Source organism: Streptomyces sp. NPDC007901 (genome assembly GCF_042959465.1).
GTDB lineage: Bacteria > Actinomycetota > Actinomycetes > Streptomycetales > Streptomycetaceae > Streptomyces.
The window spans coordinates 814,814-838,849 of the sequence record NZ_JBIBKW010000002.1; the positions used below are offsets into that span (position 1 = coordinate 814,814).

Here is a 24,036-nt window from a genome sequence, read left to right on the forward strand (position 1 = left end):
CCGTCCGCCCCGATGACGGTGGTCCCGTACCCCGGCCGACAGGCCCGGAGGAGATCCCGCATGCGCGTCCGCCTGCCCCTGACCGCCGTCGCCACCGCCACGCTCCTGCTCGTCACGGTCGCCGGTACGACCCCCGCCGCAGCGGACCGGAACCCCGACGGCACAGCACTGGTCAAGGTGTCCCACGGCGACCCGTACGCGAAGTGCACCATCGGAGCGCGGTCCCCCGACAGCATCGTCTACCCGGGCACCGAGGTCGAGCCGTACCTGTCCGTCGATCCGCGCGACTCCAAGCGCGTGGTCACCGTGTTCCAGCAGGACCGCTGGAACGACGGCGGCGCCCGTGGCCTGGCGGCCGGCTGGACCGCGGACGGCCGCACCTTCCACCGGAGCACGCTGCCGTTCAGCCTCTGCGCCCCCGGCGGCGCGGACTACGAACGGGCCACCGACCCCTGGGTGAGCACCGGACCGGACGGCACGGTCTACGCCGGCGGGGAGGGCGTCGACTTCACGAGGAGCACGCGCACCGCCCTCCTGGCAGTCACCTCCCGCGACGGCGGCCGCACTTGGCGGAACCTCACCACCACGCACGTCGACGAGCAGCCGTTCTTCAACGACAAGCCCTCGCTCACCGCCGACCCAATCCGCAAGGGCACCGCCTACCAGGTCTGGAACCGCCTCGACAACGACCCGCCCGGCCCCAGCTCCCTCGACGGTCCCGGCTACATCTCCCTCACCCGCGACGGCGGCCGCACCTGGAGCAAGGCCCGGCCGTTCGTCGACACCAGCAGCGTGCCCAACACCCAGACCATCGGCCACCTGATCGTCGTCGACCGGCGCACCGGCACCCTCTACGACTTCTTCGACCGGATCACCTACGCCGACGACCTCACCACCGTCGTCGCGGCCCGCTACCAGGTGGTCACCTCGACCGACGCCGGAGAGACCTGGAGCGCCCCGGTCACCGTGGCCCGGGACACCTCCGTACCGGAGGTCGACCCGAACGACCCGACCAAACTGCTGCGCGACGGGACCACTCTGCCGAGCCCGGCCGTGGACCCCACGTCAGGCACGCTGTACATGGCCTACGAGGGCTCGGACTTCTCCGGCGGAAGGTTCGACTCCGTCCAGCTTGCACAGTCCACCGACGGCGGACGCACCTGGGGGACCCCGGAGCTGATCAGCCCCAAGGGCGTTCCCGCCTTCTCACCATCGATCGCGGTCACGGAGCAGGGCACGGTCGCGCTCACCTACTACGACCTGCGCTTCCTCAAGCCCGGCAACACCACCACCCTTCCCACCGCCTACCAACTGGCCACGCTCAGGCACGGAAACCCGAAGCTCCGGACCGAACGACGGATCTCGCGGGTCTTCGACTGGCTGCAGGCGCCGTTCTCCGGGGGCTACTTCCTCGGCGACTACCAGGGCCTGGTGGCGGACGACAAGGGAGAGGGGGTACGGGCAGTGCTCACCGAGACCAACTCCGGCGCACCACAGAACCGTACGGACGTGTACACCGGCAGTCTCCGCACCCGCTGACCGACGCGGACGCCGACGGCGTCCGAGCGTGCCGGCGGTCGGCACAGGCCCTGCGACTCTCCCGGCTACGCTCGCGCGGGAGCGCCCCGCGGCGCATGGCTGCGGGGCGCCTCGTGGGATTCAGTCGATCTGCTGCCCGTCGTACGTACCGCCCTTGCAGAGGTTGTCCGTCAGATCGGCCGTTCCGCCGCCCTGCTTGCACTGGGAAGGGGTGACGTAGGACCGGGCATGTGCGGTGGCCGCGGTGGCCGTGGCGGCGCCTGTGAGGCCGAGTCCGGCGAGGGCTGCCGTGGCGATGGCGGCGGCGAGGATTCGTCGAATGGGCATGTGGTTCCCCTTTCACGGATTGCCTCGGTCGGGGCACTAGCCAGCCTGATCTTCACCCAAGTGGGTGGCACGTCATGTTGCGCCATTCGGGTGAAATCGCCGGCGGGTGCGCCGACGGCTCAGGCGCGCGAGGGCGTGTGTGTGCCGGGCGCGTAGGGCTCGGCCGATATTCCCTGCAGGGGGTCGCGCCGTGTCCATAGGATCCGGCCTTGATGAAGAGACGTGTCCAGTTCACCGAGCAGGTTGTGCGGTTCCGTGACTACATGCCGATCGCGGATCGGGAGAAGTTTCTGCGGCTCGTCGAAAGGATCGCGGCCGAGCCCGAAGGCGTCGACAGCCACCTTGCCTACACGACCGACACGGTGACGCGTGCGGCCTGGGAGGACCGCGTCATGGTCCACTACGTCGTGACGAGCTTCTTCGTGGTCTTCATCGAGGCTGACATCTACGACGCGGCGCGTGGTTTCAACGAGGTGTAGTCGGCCACGGGAGAGCCCCTTCCTCATGGTGTGCCCGGCGACGGCCGACACGAGGGTGGTCAGTCGTCGTACGGCAGGCAGGCCCGGAACTCCGCCAGTGCGGTGAAGTCGTTCTCGCGTAGGCCGAGCCGGGGATCGACGTGGTGCAGCAGGGCCGGGGCGGGGTGGTGGGCGTGGACGTACAGGGTGTCCGGTGGGCTCTGCTCGTCGTCGACCCAGGCGAAGGGGCGGCCGTCGGCGTAGGCGACGATGGCCTCGGTCTTCCAGTGGACTCCGTCCGGTCGCTCGGTCAGCAGGGTGTGGCCGAAGTCGACGTACGGTAGGTCGGGCAGGCCGAGGACCGGGGCGATCCAGTGGTTGGCCTCGGACATCCAGGTGGTCGCCCAGCAGAGTTCGTAGCCGAGGGCGAGCAGGGCCGGGCCGTGGCGCGGGTTCAGCCAGACCCGCAGGGGGCGGCCGGGGCGTACGGTCGCCCGGATCGTCGTGTAGCCCGGAGGGCGTCGTTCGGGCTGGGCCGCGTACGGGTTGAGGGGGCCGTCGACGTCCAGGAACAGCAGGGGGCGGCTCACGGGGCCAACGTACGGCAGGGCGGCCGGCCGGCTCCGGTGATTTTTCCGTGCCGGACAGGCATAGTGGGGCCGCTCCGCGCGCGTCACCAGGGAATACAGGGCCCGGACACGAGGTGGGCCCGGGGGAAGAGAAGGTGACGATGGATGCGGAACTGCAGGAGAGCTTCGTGGAGTTCGTGGACAGCCGGTCCTCGGCGCTGCTGAGGACGGCTGTGCTGCTGACCGGCGGCGACCGGCACGCGGCCGAGGACCTGCTGCAGAACGCCCTGATCAAGGCGGCCGGCCGCTGGCAGCGCATCGACGAACCCGAGGCCTATGTACGCCAGGTCCTCTACCGGCAGCAGATCAGCCGCTGGCGGCTGAAGTGGCGACGGCGCGAACTCACCGTCGCCGAACCCCCGGAGAGCCCGCCCGCGCCCGACGCCGCGTCCGCCGCCGAGTTGCGGCTCGTGCTGCGCGCCGCGCTGTCCCGGCTCACCGCCCGTCAGCGCACCGTGCTGGTCCTGCGCTACTTCGAGGACCTGCCGGAGGCCGACGTGGCCCGGCTGCTCGGCTGCTCCGTCGGCACCGTGCGCTCCACCGCCCACCGCTCGCTGGCCCGGCTGCGCACCCTCGCGCCCGAACTGGCCGCCCTCGATCCGGACCCCGGCCGCGCACAGCCGCCGTCCCGTGACTACTCGCCCGTGGAGGTGCGGCCGTGAACGTCGAGGAACTCGTGCGCGACTCCCTGCGGGAGCTGGCCGCGGAACAGACCCCGGCGGGGCCGGGCTTCGCCGACCGGGTGCTGGCCGTGCGCCGGCGCCGCCGCACCCGCAGGCTCGCCTCCATGGCCGCCGCGACGGCCGCCGTGGTCGCCGTCGCGGTGGCGGTGCCGCTGCTGGACTCCGGGAAGAGCGATGTGCGCCCGTCCGGGATCCTGCAGCAGGACGGGATCACCGGGCACCCGGACCAGTCGCCGCCGCGCGAACTGATCGCGGCCGGGCAGACGGCGCTCGCCGCCTACTACACCTGGCGCACCGTGCCGCAGACGGGGGAAAAGGGCATCGGGGTACGCACCTACCGGCTGCTCGACCCGGGGACCGGAACGTACGTGAAGGACTCCCGGTGGTCCTTCGTCGCCGTCGCGCCGGGCCTGCGGACGGCGGCCGTGCTGGAGCAGAACCTGCCCGTCCGCCGGATCGGCCTGCTCGACCTCGCGACCAGGAAGGTGGAGCGGTGGATCCCGGTCGGGCACGCGGTCGCCGGGCTCGCGTTCTCCTACGACGGGACCCGGCTCCTGGCGACGACGTACACCGGCAACCCCGATGTGCGGTCCAGGGTCCAGAACGTCGAGGGCGGCTGGGACTGGGGACCCGCGTTCGAGGCGTCGAGCCGGACCGGCTTCTACGACTTCGCGGTGGCCTCCGGCAAGGGCACCTGGACGGCGGTGGCGAACGACCGCGACACCCTCGCCCGCGCGGACTTCTCCTACAGCCGTACCGGCCGTCAGGTGTACGCGCGCGTCCTGGGCGACCATGACGGCACCCAGCAGTTCTACGACCTCGACGGCGACAAGACCGCCGCACCGGCGGACGAGAAGTACCTGCGTGCGGATGTCGACGCACGGCTGTCCCCGAACGGCCGGCTCGCCGCGCTCGGTCTGACGAAGGAGGTCGCCCCCGGGAAGTCGTACTCCTCGATCCGCGATCCCCGCACCGGCAAGGAGATCACCAAGGTCCGCGGTGCCGACCTGCTCGCGTGGGTCGACGACCGGCGGCTCGTCGCCTGGGAGCGGGTGACCGGCCTGGACGAGCCGTACCGGGCCCGGCTCGTGCTGGTGACGATCGGCAGCGACAGGATCGTGCCGCTGAGCGGGGTCCAGAGGGAGATTTACGACGCGCTGAAGGCGTGGGTGCCCGTCTTCGTCCGCCGCTGATCAGCCGGCCACGAGCTCCTCGTACACCGCCCGCAGTCCGTCGGCCGCCTCCCGGCCGGCGGGCCGCAGCGGGGCCCGTACCGGTCCGGACGGCAGACCGAGCGCGGTGAGCAGCGCCTTCGACGTGACCGTGCCGGGCAGGCCGGCGGCCATCACCGCCTCGATCAACGGGGTCGCGCGCAGCTGGAGTTCCGCGGCGCGGGCGGTGTCGCCCGCGTCGAACGCGTCCAGGATCGCGGCGATCTCGGCGGGTGCGACGTTCGCCACCGTGCTGACACAGCCCGCCGCGCCCACCGCGTACAGGGCGAGGATGTGCTCGTCGCAGCCCGCGTAGTACGCCAACTCCGTGCGCGCCAGCACCTTCTGGGTGCCGAGGAAGTCGTAGGAACAGTCCTTCACGGCGACGATCCGGGGGTGCGCGGCGAGCCGGACCAGTGTCTCCGGCTCGATGCGGGTGCCGGTGCGGCCCGGGATGTCGTACAGCATCACCGGCAGCCCGCTCGCGTCCGCCACCTCCAGGAAGTGCGCCTCCAGAGCGTCCTGCGGCGGCCTGCTGTAGTACGGCGACACCACCAGCACGCCGTCCGCGCCCGCCTTCTCCGCCGCCAGCGCCAGCTCGACCGTGTGCCGGGTGTCCGCCGTGCCCACGCCCGCGACGAGTGCCGCCCGGTCGCCCACCGCCTCCCGGACGGCCGTGATCAGCTCCGCCTTCTCGGTGTCCGTGGTGGTCGGCGACTCACCGGTCGTGCCGTTCAGCACCAGACCGTCGCAGCCCATGTCCACCAGGTGCGTGGCCAGCCGGCGGGCGCCGTCGAGGTCGAGCGCCCCCGCACCGGTGAAGGGGGTGACCATCGCGCAGAGGGTCCGGCCGAAGGGACGGGGGGAGCGGGTGGTGCGGGCGGTGTCGCGTGGGTTCGTCATGGGGGTAGTCTCGGCAGCGCGATGGCTTAGCTCCACTTAATTCTTCTACGGGATACGTCTTAGTAACTCTAAGCTATTGGTGACTCGGCGGGCCGAGGCCCTGTGTCCAACTCGGCCCTTCATGGGTCACTATGGGCGGGACGGTCACCGACGGCAGGTCATGGGAGGCGTCATGAGGCTCGGCAGGGCACTGGCCAAGGGGGTCGCCGAGGAGCGGCCGCTCGTGCACGGCGAAGAACCCGAACTTCCCGAAGAGATCCAAGAGCTCCAGGCCGAGTCCGTGCCCGAAGAGGCCCCGGCCGCCCGATGAGGCTGCGGCTCCCGGCGGAACGTCCGGCGGAGCCGCCGACCGGCTACAAGATCGCCCACCCGATGCTGTCCGGGGACGGCACCCGGGCCGGGTTCACCGGTGTGTCGCTGGGCGGCGCGCTGCCGTACGCGGTGCTGGACGACGCGTCCTGCGTCTACGGCCGCCGGCACCGCCCGCCCGCGCGGCTGTGCGACTGCGGTTTCCACTGCGTGCACGAACGCGAGGCCGCCGAGGCCCTGTTGTGCACCGCCGAGCACCGGGCGGCCGTGCTGCTCGAAGTCTCCGTGCTCGGCGCCTACCTCCGTTTCGAGCGCGGCTTCCGCTATGCCCGGCAGCGGGTGCGTACGGCCACGGTGGGCCCGTGTGCCTGCGGTGCGCCGGCCGTCGCGCTCGCCGACGCGGGCTGGGGCAGGCCCGGTTGGCACGCTCTGGCGGCCGTCTGCGGGGGCTGTGCGCACGCGCGTACGTCCGTCTCGCTGGCGGGCTTCGCCCGGCTGGCAGGGGAGCGGCTGCGGGTGATCGCCGGGGGCGCGGGGGCGGCCGCCGGGGGTGCGCCGCCCGGTGGGGCGGTGCCGGGTGAGGGGTTCGGGGTGCCCGAACTCGTCGCGGAGGCGGCCCTGTTGCAGGCCCGTCTGGACTGGTTCCAGAGCCGGCTGGCGCGGCTCGCCGAGCGTGAGGAGCGTGGGGAGCAGGGCTGAGCGCCGTCGACCTGGGTAGCCGCATGTCTGGAGACAGAACAGAGCGGACGCCGACGACACCCAGGAGGGCGGCAGCGATGACGAAGAGGACCGCACACGCGACGGGGGCCGGACTGGCCGACGCCGCGGGCGCGTTGACGGCGAAGGCCGGTCTCAAGGGCCGCGCCCAGGCCCGCGCCGCCGGCCTGAAGGACAAGGCCGGCGTGCTGACCGTACATCTGCGCGAGGGCGCGACCAGGGCAGGTCAGCAGACCCAGGACCGGGCGGCGAAGGGCGGGCACACCGCCCAGGAGGGGCTGTTGAAGGCGCGGCACGCGCTTCGGGAACGAGCGTCGAGGGCCGGGCACGGCGCGCGGGAACGGGCGGTGCGGGCCGGTCACGCCGTGCAGGAGCGGGCGGTGCGGGCCGGTCACGCCGTGCAGGAGCAGGCGGTGCGGGCCGGGCACCGGGCGTCCGAGAAGGCAGCCGAGGTCGGACACGGCGCCGAGGGGCGCGCCTCGCGGTCCGTGCACGCGGTCGTCGGGGCCGCCCGGCGACACCCGCGCCGGGCACTGGCAGGGGGCGCAGCCCTTGCCGCCGGTGTCGCTGCCGTGGTCGCGCGCGTGCTGCGCCGGAGCCGGCGCGGCTGAGACCCGGGTACGTTTCCTCGCCGAGCGTCCCCCGGCAGCGAACGCCTCACCTCTCGCACCTCTCGGCGAACCTGGCACGCCACACCCTCTCACCGAAAACTCGATCCGTCTGGACGAGAAAAGTTTTCGGTGAGAGGGTGAAGCCATGCTGGACGTGACCGTGATCGAGGACCCCGAGGCGGCGGCCGTGACGCTGGACCCCATACGGTCCAGGCTGCTCGCCGAACTGGCCGCCGCGCCCGCGTCGGCCGCGATGCTGGCCGGCAAGGTCGGGCTGCCCAGGCAGAAGGTGAACTACCACCTCAAGGCGCTGGAGCGGCACGGCCTGGTGGAGCTGGCGGGTGAGCGGCGCAAGGGCAACGTCACCGAGCGGCTGATGCGCGCGACCGCGGCGTCGTACGTCATCTCGCCGGCCGCGCTGCCCGCCGTGCAGCCGGACCCGGACCGCTTCCGTGACCAGCTCTCCGCGCGCTGGCTGCTCGCGCTCGGCGCCCGTCTGGTGCGCGACGTGGGCACGCTGATCACCGGCGCCACCAAGGCCCGCAAGCGGCTGGCGACGTACGCGCTGGACGGCGAGGTCCGCTTCGCCTCCGCCGCCGACCGCGCGGCGTTCGCGCAGGAGCTGACGGCGGGTGTGAGCGCGCTCATCCGCAAGTACGACGCACCCGACGCGGAGGGCGGCCGGGACCACCGGATCGTCGTCGCGCTTCATCCCACGGTCAAGGACCAGCCCGTACCCGAACTGGATCAGTAGGCAGCAGGAGCCCCGACATGTCCAAGGAATTCGAGATCGCCCGCGAGTTCGAGGTCGACGCCACGCCGGAGGAGGTGTGGGAGGCGATCACCAACGGCACCGGTGCCTATCTGTGGCCGATGGAGCCGCCCGAGCCCCGGGTCGGCGGTTCGGCGGCCTTCGGCTCCACCGTCACCGCGTACGACCCGCCGCACCACCTGGTCGTCCGCAGCGAGGACGTCGGTTTCCCGACCCAGAGCGCCAACCAGCTGGAGCACGTCATCGAGCCCCGCGACGGCGGCCGGCGTGCCTGGGTGCGCTTCGTGCACAGCGGGATCTTCACCGACGAGTGGGACAACCAGTACGACGGCGCGAGCAAGCACAACGACTTCTATCTGCACACCCTGCGCGAGTACCTCACCCACTTCGCGCCCCGCCCGGTCACCTTCGCCCAGCTCAACGGGCCGGAGGCGTCCCAGGCGCCGGACGCCTTCGTCGCCGTGGGCCGCGCGCTCGGGCTGTCGGACGACACGGCCGAGGGCGCCAAGGTGAGCGTCCGCGGACCCGGCGGACGGGCCGTGGACGCGGTGGTCGACTACCGCAACCCCTACTTCATCGGGCTGCGCACCGACGACGCCCTCGTGCGGTTCTTCGGCCGCAACCACTGGGGCGCCCCGGTCGGCATCAGCGTCCACGACTTCGCACCGGACGCCGACGCCGGGGCGAACGAGGCCGCCTGGCAGGGCTGGCTGAACGGTGTGTACAGCCAGCCCTGAGCCTGCCCGCCTACTGCTTACGGGCGGAAGCGCAGCACCTGCGGGTCGTGGTCGCTGATCTGGTCGTGGAACTCCGAGTTGATGTGCACGCTGTCGTACTCGAAGTCGCAGCCGCGCCGGATCGCCGGGCTGATCAGGATCTGGTCCAGGACCTGCTGGTTGCCCTGGTAGTCGTAGGTGTAGCGCTCGCTCCTCGGCAGCGACTGGATCGCCGACCACAGCTCGCCGTCACCCTGCAGGATCTTGGTGGTGTCGGAGAAGTCGAAGTCGTTCATGTCGCCGAGCGCGATGACGTCCGCGTTCTTCTGGACGTCGAGGATGCTCTTGGCGAACGCGTTGACCAGCGCCGCCTGCGCGTGCCGCTGGACCTCCGAGCTGCGCGTCGGGGGCTGGTACTGCGCGGTCAGCCCCTGGTCGCCGCCCTTGGAGTTCAGGTGGTTGGCGATCACGAAGACCGTCTTGCCGCGGAAGACGAACTCGCCGGCCAGCGGCTTGCGGCTGGACTTCCAGGCGTCGTTCGCCGGGTCGACGCGGCCGGGGGAGGCGGTCAGCTGGGCCTTGCCGTGCACCTTGGTGACGCCCACCGCGGTGGTGGAGTCGCCGCCCGCGCGGTCGACGAAGGAGACCCGCTCGGGGTTGAAGAGGAAGACCTGGCGGATGTTGCCGCCGGGCTCGCCGCCGTCCTGGTCGTTGACCGGGTTGATGGAGCGCCAGTCGTACTTCGGGCCGCCGGCCGCGACGATCGCGTCGATCAGCTTGTTCACCGTCACGTCGGCGGCGACCGTGCCGTCGTCCGTCGCGCCGTTGTCGTCCTGGATCTCCTCCAGGGACACGATGTCGGGCGACTGCAGGTTGTTCACGATCGCGGCGGCGTGCGCGTCGAACGTGGCGTCGGACGGGTCGAGGTTCTCGACGTTGTAGGTCGCCACCGCCAGCTCGCCGCGCGACTGCTTCTGCGTCGTCTCGCGCTGCAGGCCACCGCTCTTGAGCGTGCCCAGCTGGCTCGCGACGAGGGTGTAGCCGCCGTACTGGTTGTAGTCCATCGGGCCGGTCGTGGTGCCGGTCAGCGTGTCGCCGACGTTCGCCACCGGGAAGTCGGCGGTCGCGCCCAGGGACTGGATCTGGAGACGGCCGGTGTTCTGGTCGTCGTAGGAGGCGTACAGCGAGCCGCCGCGGCGGGTGCGGTTCTCGTGCGGCTTCACCGTGACCCACAGCTCGGAGTACGGGTCGGTTGCGGTGACCACGCGGGTGTCGGCGACCTGGACGTTCATGCCCTCCAGGGACTCGTAGTAGTCCAGGGCGTACTTCGAGGGCTCCAGGGCCAGGGCGTTGACCGAACCGCTCGCCGCCGTGTCACCCGCGGGGGTGTACTCGGCCGGCACCGACTTCGCGTCGATCACGACCGGCGCCGGGACCGCGTTGCCGGTGGAGACGGTGGTGACGGTCGGCTTGGTGATCTCGGTCAGCGACTGGTTGCCGGTGGAGGCGCCGCCCGGGACGTACTCGGAGACCGTGCCGGTCACCGTGACGGAGTCGCCGACGGCCACCTTCGGGGTGGAGCTGGTGAAGACGAAGACGCCCTCGCTGGTGGCCGGGTTGTCGTCCGGCGTCGGATCCTGCAGCCAGAATCCTCTGGAGGAGCCGTAGGTGCGCGTGGCCGTGACGATGCCGGGGATGTCCGTCACCTTCTGGCCGGCGTACGGGGACGTGCGCGTGGTGCCCTGGACGTCGTGGATGCGCAGCCCGTCGGCCTGCGCCGGGGAGGTGAGGGCGACGGTGGACGCCGCGCTGCAGACGGCGGCGACGGTGAGCGCGGCGAGACGCGCGGAAGACCTGCTCGGCAAGGGAATCCCTCCGGGGACATACGGACGTGCCGGGACGAGGGTGAACATGGGGCGTGCATGACACATGCGACGTGATGCGATGCCGCAGATCACGTGCGTGTATGACATGCGACGCGGGTGTGACGCGCGTAGACAACGAGTGAACACTTGTCTCCCCGCTCTCTACGCGCGTCAATCTCCTGCCTGGTCACGGGAGTTGTCAAGGTTTCAGCCATGCGCGCCGTCCGGCGGGGAGATGAACCGGGCGGCATGGGTGGAAATCCGTCTAGGCTGAGCGGCTGAGCCGTACGGCGTCCAGGTGGTCGTACGGCCGTCGGTACGGTGTCCATGTCGCCGTACGACCCTTGAGGCGTCCGAGGAGAACCCGCCGATGTCAGACAGCTCGCCCCTGCCCCCGGTGCGGTTGCGTTCCGAAGTGGAGCTGGCGCGTGCCGCGCTGGCCGCGCCGCTGCTCTCCCGGGCCGCCCGGCTCGCCCGCTGGGCAGGGCCGGACACCCGCGTCGACGCAGGCGGGGGACTGGCCGAGGAACAGCTCCCGGCCGCCGCCGAGCTGCTCGGCCTCACCGGGGACGACGCCGCCGGGTACGCCGCCGAGGCCTGGCGGGTCGCCCTGGACGCCGGGCTCGTCGAGATCGTCGACGAGGACGCCGGGACCGTGGCGGCGGGGGAGGCGCTGGCGCTGCTCACCGCAGGCTCGCCGCACGACGTCCTCGCGGTGTGGCAGGCCGCGCTGGAGGCCGTGATCGCCGACGCGGGCGTGCCCGACCTGAACGGAATTGTCGACGCGCTGGGCGAGGGCGGCGAGGTCGATTTCTCGTCACTCGACTGGGACCCCGAGGCCGAGGCGGACTTCCTCGACGGCGTCCTCGGCAACCTGTACCTGCTGACGGCGAGCGAGGGCGGGCCCGGCGAGGCGCCGGTGCCGCTGCCCGCGCTCGCCGCCTCGATGATCGTGCCCAGCGGCATGGGCGAGCCGACCAACGACGTCCTCGAACAGGTCTCCGACGCGATGATGCGGCTCGACGACCAGTTCCGGATGCTGGAGCCGGTCGGGCTCGTCGAGTACCAGCCGGTCGACGAGGCGCTCATGGCCGACGCCGAGGAGGAGCCCGCGGCGGGGCCGGTCGACGACGCCGACGTCTCCCGGTACGGCATGGTGCGGCTCACCCCGCTCGGCGCGTACGGGCTGCGGGCGCGGCTGCTGGAGGCGGGCCTCGAGGCGCCGGCGGTCGGGGACCTCGCCGACAAGGGCGCGGACGCGCTGCTCGACGGCACGGCCGCGTTCCCGCAGGGGGCTGCGCAGGCCGAGACCGAGCAGTGGCTGGCGCGCCGTGAATCCCTGTCCGCGGCGCGGGAGCTGCTCTCCGCCGCCCGCGGCGAGGACGCCGGCGCGCCGCTGCGCCGCCTCCGCTGCCAGCAGGCCCTGTCCCTGGTCGGCCCCGAGGCCGAGCCGGCCCTCCGCGAGGTCCTCGACGACCCCGAACTGGGCGGCCTGGCCCGGGTCTGGCTCACCGAGGGCGGCGCCGCCGACGTGCCGGCGCCCTCCCAGGACATGATCTTCTGGCTGACCATCGACACGGTCGCCGCCCAGCTGGCCGCCGAAGGCAACTCCGAGGAACTCCAGGCCCTGGTCGAGGGGTTGGCCCAGCAGCACGCCGGTTTCTTCGCCGAGGCCTGGCGGGTGGACCACCCGGACACCGCCGACGTCCTGGAGGCGATGGGCCGCCTGCACCCGGACAAGCGGGTGGCGAAGGAGGCCCGCAAGGCGGCGTTCAAGGCGCGGTCGCAGCACGGGGGGTAGGGCGGCCGACGAAGGAGGCGGACTGCGGGGGCGTGCCCCTGGAGGTCCGCTACCGACGCGTGCGCGTGCTGTCCGGTGGCTGCGTGACGGGCGCCGCCGGGCTGCGCCGTTCGGGCCGGGCGCCGTTGAGGCGGGAAACCGGGGAACCGCTGGGTGCGTTCTTGGGCGGTTCTTTTGGATGCTGTGGGTCGGTGTATACGGATTCATGGAAGTGGCGTCTTTGAAGTCGCCTGGTGTTCAACCGGTGTTCAGGGGTGGGCGCGAGCGTGTGCGCCGAGTTGAGGTCCGCCACCCTCCACGGCACTCCCGACCGTCACAGGAGACACCATGTCGCTCACCCGCAGGGACTTCGCCAGGAAATCCGCGATCACCGGTGCCGGTGTCGCGCTGGCCGGCAGTGTCGGCTCCCTCGCCACCGCCCCGAACGCCCTCGCCGCCACCGAGTCCGCCGAGGCCGGTTCGGCGGACGCGCACGGCGGGGTCGGCTACGGGCCGCTGATCGAGGATCCCGACGGCATCCTCGCGCTCCCCGCCGGCTTCAAGTACAAGATCATCACGTACAGCGGCAAGACCAAGCTGGAGTCGGGCGAGTTCACCCCCTCCAACCACGACGGCACCTCCACCTTCGACGGCCCGCGCGGCGCCACCCTCCTCGTCAACAACCACGAGCTGAAGGGCCCCCGGTCCGCCTGGGCGTACCCGGTGCCGCTCACCGAGGGCCTCGTGTACGACCCCGCCGCCTCCGGTGGCTGCACGGTCGTGGAGGTCCGCCCCGGCGGCCAGGTCGCCGAGTGGGTCGGCATCGCCGGCACCTCCACCAACTGCGCGGGCGGCAACACCCCTTGGGGCACCTGGCTCACCTGCGAGGAGACCGAGGACAAGGCCGGCGCCAACGGCATGACCAAGGACCACGGCTACGTCTTCGAGGTCGACCCCGAGGACCGCCGGGCCAACCGCGACCCCAAGCCGATCAAGGCGCTCGGCCGCTACGCCCACGAGGCCGTCGTCGTCGACCCCAAGCGCGGCCACCTCTACCTCACCGAGGACGCCTCCGGCCCCAACGGCCTGCTCTACCGCTGGAGTCCGCCGGAGGGCTTCCGCCACGGCCGCGGCAGGCTCCGCACCCTCGCCGACGACGCCGGCGTCCTCCAGGCCTTCAAGTGCTTCGACTCCGGCGGCCAGTTCGTCGACGACCTCTCCCGCGCCACCAAGATCGGCACGGTCTACGGCGTCGACTGGATCGACGTCCCGGACCGCGACGCGAGGACCACGTCCGTCCGCAAGCAGTTCACCGCCGGCCAGGTCACCCGCGCCCGCAAGCTGGAGGGCATGTGGTGGGGCGACGGCGGCACCTACATCGTCTCCTCCTACGCCCGTGACGAGAGCCCCGTCCAGCACGACGGCGCCGTCTGGTTCTACGACCCCAAGCGCCGCACCCTCACCCTGAAGGTCCTCATCGGCGTCAACCCGGACCCGTCCGCGGAAGGCAACTTCGACGGCCCGGACAACATCACCGTCTCCCCGTACGGCGGCCTGGTCATCGCCGAGGACGGCGAGGGCCTCCAGCACCTCTTCGGCGCCACCGACACCGGCCGCACCTACCCCATCGCCCGCAACGAACTCAACATCGGCACCGAAGAGGAGCCGGAGTACAGCGAGTTCACCGGCGTCACCTTCTCGCCCGACGGCAGGACCCTCTACGCCAACATCCAGACCCCGGGCATCATGCTCGCCATCACCGGGCCCTGGAAGCGCCAGAAGCACTGCTGAGCTTAATTCGTTCGCTCGATTCGCGGCCGTCCTCCTAAGGTTATGCACGTCCAGGTGCGAAGGCAGGACCTACTTCCACTGATAATGGGGCGGCCGCGGGTTCGAGTCCCGCCACCGGTACAACGCGCCGGTGTAGCTCAGGGGTTAGAGCACCTACGTCGGTTCCGCCGACTTCGATCTCTGGACACCAAAAACTTCATGCACCTCCCGGTGCGTGTGTACGTGAACTCGGGAGGCGCAGCTCATGGTGGGGGTCCGGTGCGCAGGCAGCGGTTACTTCTTGGGGATCAGAAGGTTGCGGGTTCGACTCCCGTCATCGGCTTCGGGTCGGTGTAGCTCAATGGACAGAGCATCTGACTAAAGTCCGTCGCCGATCCCTGATCTCGGACGCCCTCCTTCTGCCGCGCCTCTCTCCGAAACCGATATGAATTCGGGGGGAATTCATCATGGCGCGATTCAACACCAAGGCGGCCCGGGCGCAGCCCACGTCCCGTGTCACGTCGACGGGACGGGTCCTCCGTACCTACCAGGGCGGCCTCGGCCGGGAGCGGGACGCCCGCTCCGAGCTCTTCCTGCTCGCCGTCTCCAACTTCGTCTCGCAGCAGACCTTCTACGAGACCGGTGCCGACCGCGACGACCGGTTCGCGAAGCTCGTGCGTGAGCTCGCCGTCACCGACCCGGACTGGACCGCCGGCCTGCTCGGCTGGCTGCGCGGTGAGGGCAACATGCGGACCGCCTCGCTCGTGGGCGCCGCGGAGTACGTGCACGCACGGCTGGCCGTGGGCGCCACCGGCGGCCCCTCGAACCGGCAGGTCGTCGCGTCCGTGCTGCGGCGGCCGGACGAGCCCGGCGAGCTGCTCGCCTACTGGACCGCCACCCACGGCCGTGCCGTCCCCAAGCCCGTCAAGCGGGGGATCGCCGACGCGGTACGGCGGCTCTACCACGGCAAGTCGCTGCTGAAGTACGACACCGCGTCCAAGGGCTACCGCTTCGGCGACATCCTCAACCTGGTGCACGCGGCGCCGGACCCGGACAAGCCGTGGCAGGGCGAGCTGTTCCGGTACGCCCTCGACCGGCGGCACCACCCGGACACCGCCGTACCGCCCGGGTCGAGCCCGGTGCTCGCCGCGCACCGCGAGCTGATGGCACTGCCCGTCGAGCGGCGGCGCGCGGTCGTCACCGGGGCGGGGGGCGCCGAGCGGCTCGCGGCGGCCGGACTGACCTGGGAGGCGCTGGCCGGCTGGCTGCAAGGGCCGATGGACAAGGCGGCCTGGGAGGCCGTGATCCCCTCCATGGGGACCATGGCGCTCGTCCGCAACCTGCGCAACTTCGACGAGGCCGGTGTCTGCGACGAGGTCGCCGCCCAGGTCGCGGCCCGGATCAGCGACCCGGCGGAGGTGGCGCGGTCGCGGCAGTTCCCCTTCCGGTACCTCGCCGCGTACCAGCACGCGCCGTCGCTGCGCTGGTCCTATCCGCTGGAGCGGGCGCTCGGCCACTCGCTGGCCAACGTGCCCGCGCTGCCGGGGCGGACGCTGGTGCTCGTCGACCGTTCCGGCTCGATGTTCTACTCGCGGCTGTCCGACCGCTCGGAGCTCAACCGGGCCGACGCGGCGGCGATCTTCGGCGCGGCGCTCGCGCTGCGGGCGGCGGACGCGGACCTCGTCGAGTTCGGTACGACGAGCAAGCGGCTGGACTTCGACCGGGCCGAGTCGGTGCTGAAGATCCTCGGCCGTTTCGGCGACCTGGGCGGCACCGACACCACCTCGGCGATCCGCTCGCACTACCGGGGGCAGGACCGGGTGCTGATCGTCACCGACGAGCAGTACACCTACAACCGGCACGGCGACCCGACCCAGCAGGTCCCGGCGCACATCCCGGTCTACACCTGGAACCTGGCCGGCTACCGGGTCGGCCACGGCCCGTCCGGAAAGGCCGGCCGGCACACCTTCGGCGGCCTCTCGGACGCGGCCTTCCGCATGGTGCCGCTGCTGGAGGCGGCCCGGGACGCCGACTGGCCGTGGGCAGCCTGACCGCCTTACGGCCGGCCACCGAACGTGACCCGCACCTTCACGGGGGGTGCGGGTCACACCCGTGCCGTGGCGACTGTACGGCTCAGGGTGTGGGGGACGGTGCCGCGCAGGTGTCCAGCCCGGACAGCCGCGGGCGTGACACCACTCGGCGTCCGGCCGGTCAAGCGCGGTCGTGGAGCGTGACCTGGTAGCCGTCGGGGTCGGCGAAGGTGAAGGTCCGGCCGAAGGGGCCGTCGATCGGCGCGGAGACGACGGTGTGGCCGTCGGCGACGAGCGCGTCGTGGATGGCCTGGACGTCGGTGGCGTGGAGCCAGATCGCGACACCGATGCCGGGCTGGGCGACGGATGCGAGGTCGGTGCCGGGAATGACGTCGCGGAGTGCGAACGCGATCGGCTTCGTCTCGAGGACGACGGCGTGCGGAGGGCCGGCCGGCGAGCGGACGAGGCCCAGGTACTGCTCGTAGAACGCCTGCGAAGCGCCGAGGTCGCGTACTTGGAGCGAGATGAAGTCGGGGCCGGTGGCGGGCATGGTGACGCTCCTTCTTTTCATGTCAGTTTTCTGACACGTGGGAACCTATGTCAGAATGCTGACATGAGTCAAGAAGGTGTCGGCGTCGACCTGGAAACGTCACTGGGCTACCTGCTCAAAGAAACGTCGAGCGCCCTGCGTGCGGCCATGGAGGAGGTGCTGCGGCCGCTCGGGATGAGCGTGACGCACTACTCCTGCCTCGAACTGCTGGCGCAACGGCCGGGCTTGTCGAACTCCGAGCTCGCGCGGGGCGCGTTCGTGACACGGCAGACGATGAACGTGCTGCTCCAGGCCCTGGAACGAGACGGCTACGTGACCAGGCCCGCGGAGGCACCCGTCGGGAAGGCGCTTCCCGCGCGTCTGACGCCTCGCGGCCGGCGAAGCCTCGAGAAGGCGAGCGCGGCCGTCCGGTCCGTCGAGGCCAGAATGCTGGCCGGCCTGACCGGGACCGAGCAGTCGGACGCGTTCCGGATCCTGCAGAGCATGATCCATTCCCTGCGTGGTGACAACGAGGATGCATAGCTCGCTCGGCGGCGCGCGTCCCGTCGCGCTCGGGCCTCCCCTGCGATGAGCCACCTCTGTGCCTGGTGTGGCGCCCCATGCCCGCCACACCGATACCCGCCCCACCGCACCCTTGCCCGCCCGCGCTACTGATATCTAACATTTCAGTTATGGAGGCCCTACGACCCCTGCCCCGCACCCTGCTCCGCGACCGCGCCTACACCGCGATCCGGGACGCCATCGTCGCCGGGGAGATCGAACCCGGTGCGGTGGTGCGTGACGCCGAGTTCGCGGAGCGGCTAGGGCTGTCCCGGGCGCCGGTGCGGGAGGCGTTCGCGCGGCTCGTCGACGAGGGGCTGCTGGAGAGCAAGCCGCAGAGCTACACCCGGGTCACCCCGGTCGTGGCCGCCGAGGTACGGGACGCGGCGGCCGTGGTCGGCGCCATGCACGAACTGGCCACCCGGGCCGCCCTGCCCCGGCTCCGGGACGCGGACCTGGACGAGATGCGCGCGGCCAACGTGCGGTTCGCCGGCGCCGTACAGGACGGTGACGTGGACGAGGCGCTCCGCGCCGACGACGAGCTGCACGACGTACTGATCCGCGTGGCGGGCAACCGCGCGGCCGCCGCCACCGTCGCCCGCTACACCCCGCTCATCCGCCGTCTGGAGCGCCGCCGCTTCGGCGAGGGCGGCTCCTGCCGCTCGGCCGGGCTGCACGAGGGGCTGATCAGGGCCTGCGCGGCCGGTGACACGGAGGCGGCGGTCCGGGTCACCGCGGAGATCTGGCGCACGCTCGCCGACCTGGCCGACGACGACACCACCGACTGACCCGCTCCTCCAGGAGGCCTCGATGTCCCTTTCCTCGTACGACCGTTACCCGCTCCTCTTCGGCCCCTCGCCGGTGCACCCCCTGGAGCGCCTCACCGCCCACCTCGGCGGCCCGGCGCTGTGGGCCAAGCGGGAGGACTGCAACTCCGGGATCGCGTACGGCGGGAACAAGACGCGCAAGCTGGAGTACCTGGTCGCGGACGCGCTCGCCAAGGGCTGCGACACCCTCGTCTCCATCGGCGGGGTGCAGTCCAACCACACCCGCCAGGTGGCCGCCGTAGCCGCCCGCGCCGGGCTCAAGTGCGTGCTGGTGCAGGAGAGCTGGGTGGAGTGGCCGGACTCCGTGTACGACAAGGTCGGAAACATCCTCATCAGCAGGCTGGCGGGAGCCGACGTACGGCTGGTCCGGGCCGGGTTCGGGATCGGGTTCAAGGAGAGCTGGGAACTGGCGCTGCGCGAGGTCGAGGAGTCCGGCGGCAAGCCGTACGCCATCCCGGCCGGCGCCTCCGACCACCCGCTCGGCGGCCTCGGCTTCGCGGGCTGGGCCTATGAAGTCGCGGAGCAGGAGCGGCAGTCGGACGTCTTCTTCGACACGGTGATCGTCTGCTCGGTGACCGGGTCGACCCAGGCCGGCATGGTCGCCGGGTTCGCCGCGCTGGAGCAGGCGGGCGGCCGTGCGCGCCGCGTCATCGGCATCGACGCCTCGGCCAAGCCCACCGAGACCCGCGAACAGATCGCCCGCATCGCGCACCGCACCGGCCAGCTCATAGGCGTCGAGCGGGAGCTGACCGTCGACGACGTCGAACTCGACGAGCGCTACCACGCGGGCATCTACGGCATCCCGGACGACACCACCCTGGCGGCGATGCGCCTCGCGGCCCGCACCGAGGGCATGGTGACGGACCCGGTGTACGAGGGGAAGTCGATGGCGGGGATGATCGACCTGGTCGAGCGGGGCGAGATCGCCGCCGACTCCACGGTCCTCTACGCCCACCTCGGCGGCCAGCCGGCGCTGAACGCGTACAGCGCGGTGATCTAGGCAGAACGACATCCCGCGAGCCTCAGCCGACCTCCCCGGCGGCGCCCCCGACGAGATCGGCGACGACCCTGGGGTGACCGATCATCACGACGTGGGACGAGCTCGGCACGCCGGCGGGATGGCCTGGTCCCGGCAGGCGGTCAGTGCGGGATGCCCTGTGCGGGTGTGCCAACAGGAGCTCGGCTCTGCCACGCACGGTCGGCTTGATCGCCGCGGCCTGCCATGGAACCTGTGAAGAGCGCTTTTGCGGCGGCTTCCGTCAGGGGGTCAAGCATCGTGGTGGGCTGGGCCGGGTGTCTCGTCTGTCCAGCCTCGGGGAAGGGCCAGTCGGCCTGACCGGTGTGCCTTGCGCTGTTCGGTGACCCATTGCTCGACCTGGTTCACGGAGGTCGCGAGCGACTGGCCGGTGGTGTCGATCAGGTGGGTGCGCCATCGCGGGTCCTCGGCGGTCCACGTGGTCCAGCGGTGCCAGGCCATCTCCGGCCAGCTCCCGTCGATGATGATGTCGGGCCGGAAGCGCGGGTCGCGGGCGTGCCCGCGGTGCCAGGCGGCCCAGCCGCAGAAGGCGTCGGTGGCGGCCTGGTCCCATCGGCCGCCGTCGCGTGCGGCGAGCCGGTCGCGCCGGTCGTGGTCGGCGACGTCGATCAGGCAGACGGCGATCCCGTTCAGCGACGGGGCGGAGGGGGCGGCCAGGAGTTCGCCCAGCGGTGAGTTCCCGGACAGCAGCAGGTCCATTCCACGATCCTGGTACTCCAGCGCGCGGCGCACCCACACCTCGGTCATGCGGTTGCGCCAGTGGGGAGGGATCGGAGGGTCCGGGACACCGACTTCGTCGAAGTCGTGCACCACGACCCCGTCCAGTCGGTCGGTGACGGCGAAGGCGAGCGTGGTCTTGCCCGCGCCGCTGGATCCGGTCAGCTTGAGCAACACCTGGCCATGGTGACAGCCCGCAAAGGCTTTCTCGACCGGTTTGTCGGGCCCCCATCCGCCCACCGCGTGAACGCCGAAGGGGGCTGTCCGAGCACGGCAGCCGCGTCCAGACCACGCCGAACGGCCCGTGCCGACCACCCCAAGGCAACCGACCGACCGCCCCGGTGCCCGAGGGCCACGAGGCCGCATTCGACTCACGCCTCCTTCATCAGCCTCTGGAACGACTACATCTGGCCGCTGGTCGTCATGGTCAACCCCGACAAGGTCACCCTCCAGGTCGCCCTCGCCAACCTCAACGTCGCCTACAACACGGACTATGCGGTGGTGATGGCGGGCGCGTTGATGAGCGTGCTCCCGCTGATCGTGGTGTTCCTGATCCGGGCCCGGCAGTTCCTGCGCGACCTGGCGGCGGGGGCGACGAAGATGTGATCAGGGCTGGGCCTGCTCCCGGCGCGGGCTCGTGATCACGAAGGCCGCCACCAGGAACGCGACCGCAGCGACCAGCGCGCCGATGCCGAAGGCGCTGGCGGCGCCGTGGGTGAGGATCCGCGCCGGGGTGCCGGTGGCGTGCCGGGTGGCGGTGCCGTACACCGTGACCAGGACGGCGAGTCCCAGGGTGCCGCCGAGCCACTGCAGGGTCTGCATCAGTCCGGAGGCGGCACCTGCCTCGCGGGGTTCGATGCGGGCGAGGATGGTCGCGTTGAGCGGCATGAAGCTCAACCCGATGCCCATGCCCAGCAACAGCAGCGGGCCGAGCAGCCCGGTGGCGTAGCCGTCGCCGGGCCGCAGCCGCCACAGCCAGCCGCCGGCGGCGACGAGGAGGGTGGTGCCGGTCAGCAGGATCGGCTTGGCCCCGAAGCGGGCCAGCAGCTTCGGCAGCAGCCGCACCACCGTGAACATGGCCAGGGTCATGGGCAGGAACGCGAACCCGGCCCGCAACGGGCTGTAGGCCAGGACCTGCTGGCAGACGAGGGTGAGGAAGTAGAAGGCGCCGAACATGCCCGCGGGCAGCAGCATGATGGTGAGATAGCCGCCCGCCCGGTCGCGGTCGGCGAACAGCCGCAGCGGCATGATCGGCTGCCCGGCCCGGGACTCGATCAGGGCGAAGCCGCAGAGCAGCGCGACGGCGCAGCTGAACCCGAGCAGGGACTGGGTGTCGGTCCAGCCCTCCTCGGAGACCCGGATGAACGCGTACACCAGCGAGGTCATCCCGGCGGTCCCGGTCAGCGCGCCCGCCGCGTCGAAGCGGCCGGTGTGGCGCGGGGTCTCGGCGACGAACCGGGGCAGGGCCAGGAACAGGGCGATGCCGATGGGGACGTTGATGAGCAGCGCCCAGCGCCAGGAGGCCCAGGAGGTGAGCATGCCGCCGAGGACCAGACCCACGGAGGCGCCGATGCCGGCCATGGAGGAGTAGACGCTCAGGGCGTGATGGCGGCGCGGTCCCTGGGGGAAGTTGGTGGTGATCAGGGCCAGGGTGCTGGGGGCGATCAGCGCGGCGCCCGCCCCCTGCAGCGCCCGGGCCGCGAGCAGCCAGCCGCCCTCCGCAGCCACCCCGCCGAGCAGCGAGGACAGGGCGAACAGCAGCGCTCCGGCGCCGAGCGTACGACGGCGGCCGACGATGTCGCCGACCCGCCCGCCGAGCAGTAACAGACCGCCGAAGGCGAGGGTGTAGGCGTTGAGCACCCAGGACAGGCCGGTGCGGCTGAACCCCAGGCCCCGCTGGATGTCGGGCAGCGCGACATTGACGACGGTGGAGTCGACGCCGACCATCATGTAGGCGGCGACGATGACGAGGAGGGCGGAGCGCAGCCCGGCGGGATGCGGGGAGCCCGGCGGGACACCGGCGGCGGTGGCGGATACGGACGGGCTGGACGGGGCGGACATGAGGTTCTCCCGGTCTGTGCGTCCCCCTGTACGCCCTCGGCACGAACGGGCAGGCCGACTGCCCGCGGAGCACACGGCGATAACCGGGGACTGTCTCCGTTTAGTGCTCGATAAGATACGGAGAGGCTCCCCGGTTTGCAAGGAGTAACTGGATGACGCAGGTCAGGCCCATGCGCGCGGACGCTCGGCGCAACTACGAGCGCTTGCTGAAGGTGGCCGTCGAGGCCTTTGCCGAGCATGGGGAGAACGCCTCGCTGGACGACATCGCCAAACGGGCGGGCGTCGGCTCCGGCACGCTCTACCGGCACTTCCCGACCCGGCGGGCGCTGCTGGAGGCCGCGATGACCGACCGGATGGAGGCGCTGGCGGCCACCGGTGACGCGTTCGCCGCGGAGCTGCCGCCGGGGGCGGCGCTCATGGAGTGGCTGAACGAACTGTGCGTCGCCACCATCCAGGTACGCGGTCTGAAGGCCCTGCTGGGCTCGGCGGTCACCGACGGCAGCTCGGCCCCGCTGACGGCCTGCGGCCGGTTGGTGCGCGGCACGGCCACCCGCCTGGTGGACGCGGCGAAGGAGGAGGGCACCCTGCGCCCGGACATCGAGCCGATCGAACTGCTGCGCCTCGCGCACGGTCTCGCCACGGCATCGGAGCTGGCCAACGGGCAGGGCCAGGACATCCAGCGGTATCTGTCGCTGCTCACGGAGGGGCTGCGGCCGTAGCGCCCACGGCCGCGCACCCGCCCCCGAGGTACGTCTAGAGGGACTCCGCCCCCGGCTTCACCATGTTCCGGACCGTGCGGGCCTTCACGAACTGGCCCATCGCGGTCATGTCCCACTCGCCGGAGAACTGGCGGACGAGCTTGGCCATCATCACGCCCGTCTGCGCCTCGGCGTTGGTGAGGTCGAAGCGGGCCAACTCCTCGCCGGTCGCGGCGTCCAGGAGACGGCAGTAGGCCTTGGCGACCTCCGTGAACTTCTGGCCGGAGAAGGAGTTCACCGTGAAGACCAGGCCGGTGACCTCCGGGGGGATCCGGCCGAGGTCGACCACGATCACCTCGTCGTCGCCGCCTCCCTCACCGGTGAGGTTGTCGCCGGAGTGCTTGATCGCGCCGCCCAGGATGGACAGCTTGCCGAAGTAGCAGCTGTCGATGTGGTTGCGCTGCGGGCCGTAGGCGATGACCGAGGCGTCCAGGTCGATGCCCTTGCCGCGGAACGCCGGCTCCCAGCCCAGGCCCATCTTGACCTGGGCGAGCAGCGGGCGGCCGCCCTTGACCAGGGACACCGTCTGGTTCTTCTGGAGGCTGACCCTGCCCTTGTCGAGGTTGATCTTCCCGGCGCCGGGGGCGGGCGGTGCCGGGGGAGCGGCGGGCGGGACCGGCTGGGTGGCGGCGGGCGCGGGCGCGGGTGCGGGTGCGGAGGCCGACTGGGCCGCGGAGGCCGGGGCCGGTGCGGCGGCCGGTTCCTCCACCGTCACGCCGAAGTCCGTGGCGATGCCGGCCAGACCGTCGGCGTACCCCTGGCCGACCGCGCGGGCCTTCCACGCGCCGTTGCGCAGATAGATCTCCACGACCACCAGGGCCGTCTCCGTGCCGAGCTGCGGAGGTGTGAAGGTGGCCAGCACCGAGCCGTCGGCCGCGTTGCGGATCGTCGCCGTCGGCTCGATGCCCTGGAAGGTCTGGCCCGCGGCATCCGGGCTCGCCGTGACCACGATCTTCTCGATGCCCGGCGGGACGGACGCGGTGTCGACGATGATCGCGTCGGGCGCCGTGCCACCGCCCGAGCGGTAGGTCACGCCCGCGCCCGCCGGCTGGTTGTAGAAGATGAAGTCGTCGTCGGAGCGCACCTTGCCGTCGACCGTCAGCAGCAGGCCCGACACGTCGAGCCGCACGGGAGCGGCGACGTCCACCGCCACCCGGGAGGCGGAGAGAGGGATGTTCGAGCCAGGGGTCATAGCTGTCATGCCGGGTGAACGAACGACCTCTCTTT

General features: G+C 71.6%; 25 protein-coding genes. 17 read left to right on the top strand and 8 right to left on the bottom strand.

The window, feature by feature from the left end; translation table 11 throughout:
* Positions 1–60: 60 nt before the first annotated feature.
* Positions 61–1,539 carry a sialidase family protein gene (locus tag ACFZDK_RS09500; RefSeq protein WP_390971386.1) on the top strand — a complete coding sequence of 493 codons (1,479 nt, stop codon included), beginning with the start codon at positions 61–63 and terminating at the stop codon, positions 1,537–1,539.
* A 120-nt stretch (positions 1,540–1,659) separates the two neighbouring features.
* Here ACFZDK_RS09500 and ACFZDK_RS09505 read toward each other — a convergent pair whose 3' ends face one another.
* Complete coding sequence (locus tag ACFZDK_RS09505; RefSeq protein ID WP_390971388.1) at positions 1,660–1,866, bottom strand: hypothetical protein; 207 nt, start codon at positions 1,864–1,866, stop codon at positions 1,660–1,662.
* 212 nt (positions 1,867–2,078) lie between these two features.
* Between ACFZDK_RS09505 and ACFZDK_RS09510 the strand changes: the two genes are divergently transcribed.
* Positions 2,079–2,345, top strand: coding sequence for a hypothetical protein (locus ACFZDK_RS09510; protein WP_390971390.1), 267 nt, complete (start codon positions 2,079–2,081; stop codon positions 2,343–2,345).
* Positions 2,346–2,404: 59 nt separating this feature from the next.
* Here the strand turns inward: ACFZDK_RS09510 and ACFZDK_RS09515 are convergent, their stop codons facing one another.
* Positions 2,405–2,914, bottom strand: coding sequence for a hypothetical protein (locus ACFZDK_RS09515; RefSeq protein WP_390971392.1), 510 nt, complete (start codon positions 2,912–2,914; stop codon positions 2,405–2,407).
* 140 nt (positions 2,915–3,054) lie between these two features.
* On the opposite strand from ACFZDK_RS09515, the gene ACFZDK_RS09520 reads away from it, so the two are divergent.
* Together ACFZDK_RS09520 and ACFZDK_RS09525 are read left to right on the top strand one after the other, a co-directional pair.
* Positions 3,055–3,615, top strand: coding sequence for a SigE family RNA polymerase sigma factor (locus ACFZDK_RS09520; protein WP_390971394.1), 561 nt, complete (start codon positions 3,055–3,057; stop codon positions 3,613–3,615).
* A complete protein-coding gene (locus ACFZDK_RS09525) occupies positions 3,612–4,829 on the top strand; it encodes a WD40 repeat domain-containing protein (protein WP_390971396.1) in 1,218 nt (405 codons plus the stop codon). The genes ACFZDK_RS09520 and ACFZDK_RS09525 overlap by 4 nt, the downstream gene beginning before the upstream one ends.
* Here the strand turns inward: ACFZDK_RS09525 and dapA are convergent, their stop codons facing one another.
* On the bottom strand, positions 4,830–5,750 hold the full coding sequence (gene dapA, locus ACFZDK_RS09530) for a 4-hydroxy-tetrahydrodipicolinate synthase (RefSeq protein ID WP_390971398.1): 921 nt from the start codon (positions 5,748–5,750) through the stop codon (positions 4,830–4,832).
* Between the two features lie 172 nt (positions 5,751–5,922).
* Here dapA and ACFZDK_RS09535 point away from each other — a divergent pair, with 172 nt between their 5' ends.
* The 5 genes from ACFZDK_RS09535 (at position 5,923) to ACFZDK_RS09555 (ending at position 8,896) form a co-directional block, all read left to right on the top strand.
* Positions 5,923–6,060, top strand: a complete 138-nt coding sequence (locus ACFZDK_RS09535; protein ID WP_390971400.1) for a hypothetical protein — start codon at positions 5,923–5,925, stop codon at positions 6,058–6,060.
* Positions 6,057–6,758 (top strand): hypothetical protein, encoded by a 702-nt coding sequence (locus tag ACFZDK_RS09540; protein ID WP_390971402.1) that lies wholly within the window; start codon positions 6,057–6,059, stop codon positions 6,756–6,758. Before ACFZDK_RS09535 ends, ACFZDK_RS09540 begins: the two co-directional genes overlap by 4 nt.
* A 77-nt stretch (positions 6,759–6,835) precedes the next feature.
* Complete coding sequence (locus ACFZDK_RS09545) at positions 6,836–7,387, top strand: circumsporozoite protein (RefSeq protein ID WP_390971404.1); 552 nt, start codon at positions 6,836–6,838, stop codon at positions 7,385–7,387.
* Positions 7,388–7,532: 145 nt separating this feature from the next.
* Positions 7,533–8,141 carry a helix-turn-helix domain-containing protein gene (locus tag ACFZDK_RS09550; RefSeq protein ID WP_390971406.1) on the top strand — a complete coding sequence of 203 codons (609 nt, stop codon included), beginning with the start codon at positions 7,533–7,535 and terminating at the stop codon, positions 8,139–8,141.
* 17 nt (positions 8,142–8,158) lie between these two features.
* Entirely contained in the window at positions 8,159–8,896 is a 738-nt protein-coding gene (locus ACFZDK_RS09555; RefSeq protein ID WP_390971409.1) for an SRPBCC domain-containing protein, read from the top strand.
* A gap of 17 nt (positions 8,897–8,913) precedes the next feature.
* Here the strand turns inward: ACFZDK_RS09555 and ACFZDK_RS09560 are convergent, their stop codons facing one another.
* Entirely contained in the window at positions 8,914–10,740 is a 1,827-nt protein-coding gene (locus tag ACFZDK_RS09560; protein ID WP_390971411.1) for an endonuclease/exonuclease/phosphatase family protein, read from the bottom strand.
* Positions 10,741–11,110: 370 nt separating this feature from the next.
* Here ACFZDK_RS09560 and ACFZDK_RS09565 point away from each other — a divergent pair, with 370 nt between their 5' ends.
* The 3 genes from ACFZDK_RS09565 to ACFZDK_RS09575 all read left to right on the top strand — a co-directional run bounded on the left by ACFZDK_RS09565 (position 11,111) and on the right by ACFZDK_RS09575 (position 16,341).
* Positions 11,111–12,541, top strand: coding sequence for a hypothetical protein (locus ACFZDK_RS09565; protein WP_390971413.1), 1,431 nt, complete (start codon positions 11,111–11,113; stop codon positions 12,539–12,541).
* A gap of 327 nt (positions 12,542–12,868) precedes the next feature.
* Positions 12,869–14,311 (top strand): alkaline phosphatase PhoX, encoded by a 1,443-nt coding sequence (locus ACFZDK_RS09570; protein ID WP_390971415.1) that lies wholly within the window; start codon positions 12,869–12,871, stop codon positions 14,309–14,311.
* 446 nt (positions 14,312–14,757) lie between these two features.
* Positions 14,758–16,341 (top strand): TROVE domain-containing protein, encoded by a 1,584-nt coding sequence (locus ACFZDK_RS09575; protein WP_390971417.1) that lies wholly within the window; start codon positions 14,758–14,760, stop codon positions 16,339–16,341.
* A 160-nt stretch (positions 16,342–16,501) separates the two neighbouring features.
* Here the strand turns inward: ACFZDK_RS09575 and ACFZDK_RS09580 are convergent, their stop codons facing one another.
* Positions 16,502–16,870: a VOC family protein gene (locus ACFZDK_RS09580; protein WP_390971419.1), complete on the bottom strand. Its 369-nt coding sequence runs from the start codon at positions 16,868–16,870 to the stop codon at positions 16,502–16,504.
* A 63-nt stretch (positions 16,871–16,933) separates the two neighbouring features.
* Between ACFZDK_RS09580 and ACFZDK_RS09585 the strand changes: the two genes are divergently transcribed.
* The 3 genes from ACFZDK_RS09585 (at position 16,934) to ACFZDK_RS09595 (ending at position 19,237) form a co-directional block, all read left to right on the top strand.
* Entirely contained in the window at positions 16,934–17,392 is a 459-nt protein-coding gene (locus ACFZDK_RS09585) for a MarR family transcriptional regulator (protein ID WP_390971421.1), read from the top strand.
* A gap of 149 nt (positions 17,393–17,541) precedes the next feature.
* A complete protein-coding gene (locus ACFZDK_RS09590) occupies positions 17,542–18,198 on the top strand; it encodes an FCD domain-containing protein (protein WP_390971423.1) in 657 nt (218 codons plus the stop codon).
* A 22-nt stretch (positions 18,199–18,220) separates the two neighbouring features.
* Positions 18,221–19,237, top strand: coding sequence for a 1-aminocyclopropane-1-carboxylate deaminase (locus ACFZDK_RS09595; protein ID WP_390971425.1), 1,017 nt, complete (start codon positions 18,221–18,223; stop codon positions 19,235–19,237).
* A gap of 267 nt (positions 19,238–19,504) precedes the next feature.
* On the opposite strand, the gene ACFZDK_RS09600 is transcribed toward ACFZDK_RS09595, so the two are convergent.
* Positions 19,505–20,167 carry a hypothetical protein gene (locus ACFZDK_RS09600; RefSeq protein WP_390971427.1) on the bottom strand — a complete coding sequence of 221 codons (663 nt, stop codon included), beginning with the start codon at positions 20,165–20,167 and terminating at the stop codon, positions 19,505–19,507.
* Positions 20,168–20,413: 246 nt separating this feature from the next.
* Here ACFZDK_RS09600 and ACFZDK_RS09605 point away from each other — a divergent pair, with 246 nt between their 5' ends.
* Positions 20,414–20,596, top strand: coding sequence for a hypothetical protein (locus ACFZDK_RS09605; RefSeq protein ID WP_390971429.1), 183 nt, complete (start codon positions 20,414–20,416; stop codon positions 20,594–20,596).
* Here the strand turns inward: ACFZDK_RS09605 and ACFZDK_RS09610 are convergent, their stop codons facing one another.
* On the bottom strand, positions 20,597–22,051 hold the full coding sequence (locus ACFZDK_RS09610) for an MFS transporter (protein ID WP_390971431.1): 1,455 nt from the start codon (positions 22,049–22,051) through the stop codon (positions 20,597–20,599). It abuts the gene before it with no gap.
* Between the two features lie 152 nt (positions 22,052–22,203).
* Between ACFZDK_RS09610 and ACFZDK_RS09615 the strand changes: the two genes are divergently transcribed.
* The gene (locus ACFZDK_RS09615) at positions 22,204–22,770 is read left to right on the top strand and encodes a TetR family transcriptional regulator (RefSeq protein ID WP_390971433.1); all 567 of its coding nucleotides are present in this window, start codon (positions 22,204–22,206) and stop codon (positions 22,768–22,770) included.
* A 34-nt stretch (positions 22,771–22,804) separates the two neighbouring features.
* Here ACFZDK_RS09615 and ACFZDK_RS09620 read toward each other — a convergent pair whose 3' ends face one another.
* Complete coding sequence (locus ACFZDK_RS09620; RefSeq protein WP_390971435.1) at positions 22,805–24,001, bottom strand: TerD family protein; 1,197 nt, start codon at positions 23,999–24,001, stop codon at positions 22,805–22,807.
* Positions 24,002–24,036: the final 35 nt, after the last annotated feature.

Coding starts and splice junctions, on each gene's coding strand:
- ACFZDK_RS09500 (WP_390971386.1), top strand. CDS start 61: ATGCGCGTCCGCCTGCCCCTGACCGCCGTCGCCACCGCCACGCTCCTG.
- ACFZDK_RS09505 (WP_390971388.1), bottom strand. CDS start 1,866: ATGCCCATTCGACGAATCCTCGCCGCCGCCATCGCCACGGCAGCCCTC.
- ACFZDK_RS09510 (WP_390971390.1), top strand. CDS start 2,079: ATGAAGAGACGTGTCCAGTTCACCGAGCAGGTTGTGCGGTTCCGTGAC.
- ACFZDK_RS09520 (WP_390971394.1), top strand. CDS start 3,055: ATGGATGCGGAACTGCAGGAGAGCTTCGTGGAGTTCGTGGACAGCCGG.
- dapA (WP_390971398.1), bottom strand. CDS start 5,750: ATGACGAACCCACGCGACACCGCCCGCACCACCCGCTCCCCCCGTCCC.
- ACFZDK_RS09535 (WP_390971400.1), top strand. CDS start 5,923: ATGAGGCTCGGCAGGGCACTGGCCAAGGGGGTCGCCGAGGAGCGGCCG.
- ACFZDK_RS09540 (WP_390971402.1), top strand. CDS start 6,057: ATGAGGCTGCGGCTCCCGGCGGAACGTCCGGCGGAGCCGCCGACCGGC.
- ACFZDK_RS09545 (WP_390971404.1), top strand. CDS start 6,836: ATGACGAAGAGGACCGCACACGCGACGGGGGCCGGACTGGCCGACGCC.
- ACFZDK_RS09550 (WP_390971406.1), top strand. CDS start 7,533: ATGCTGGACGTGACCGTGATCGAGGACCCCGAGGCGGCGGCCGTGACG.
- ACFZDK_RS09555 (WP_390971409.1), top strand. CDS start 8,159: ATGTCCAAGGAATTCGAGATCGCCCGCGAGTTCGAGGTCGACGCCACG.
- ACFZDK_RS09565 (WP_390971413.1), top strand. CDS start 11,111: ATGTCAGACAGCTCGCCCCTGCCCCCGGTGCGGTTGCGTTCCGAAGTG.
- ACFZDK_RS09570 (WP_390971415.1), top strand. CDS start 12,869: ATGTCGCTCACCCGCAGGGACTTCGCCAGGAAATCCGCGATCACCGGT.
- ACFZDK_RS09575 (WP_390971417.1), top strand. CDS start 14,758: ATGGCGCGATTCAACACCAAGGCGGCCCGGGCGCAGCCCACGTCCCGT.
- ACFZDK_RS09580 (WP_390971419.1), bottom strand. CDS start 16,870: ATGCCCGCCACCGGCCCCGACTTCATCTCGCTCCAAGTACGCGACCTC.
- ACFZDK_RS09585 (WP_390971421.1), top strand. CDS start 16,934: ATGAGTCAAGAAGGTGTCGGCGTCGACCTGGAAACGTCACTGGGCTAC.
- ACFZDK_RS09590 (WP_390971423.1), top strand. CDS start 17,542: ATGGAGGCCCTACGACCCCTGCCCCGCACCCTGCTCCGCGACCGCGCC.
- ACFZDK_RS09595 (WP_390971425.1), top strand. CDS start 18,221: ATGTCCCTTTCCTCGTACGACCGTTACCCGCTCCTCTTCGGCCCCTCG.
- ACFZDK_RS09605 (WP_390971429.1), top strand. CDS start 20,414: ATGGTCAACCCCGACAAGGTCACCCTCCAGGTCGCCCTCGCCAACCTC.
- ACFZDK_RS09610 (WP_390971431.1), bottom strand. CDS start 22,051: ATGTCCGCCCCGTCCAGCCCGTCCGTATCCGCCACCGCCGCCGGTGTC.
- ACFZDK_RS09615 (WP_390971433.1), top strand. CDS start 22,204: ATGACGCAGGTCAGGCCCATGCGCGCGGACGCTCGGCGCAACTACGAG.
- ACFZDK_RS09620 (WP_390971435.1), bottom strand. CDS start 24,001: ATGACCCCTGGCTCGAACATCCCTCTCTCCGCCTCCCGGGTGGCGGTG.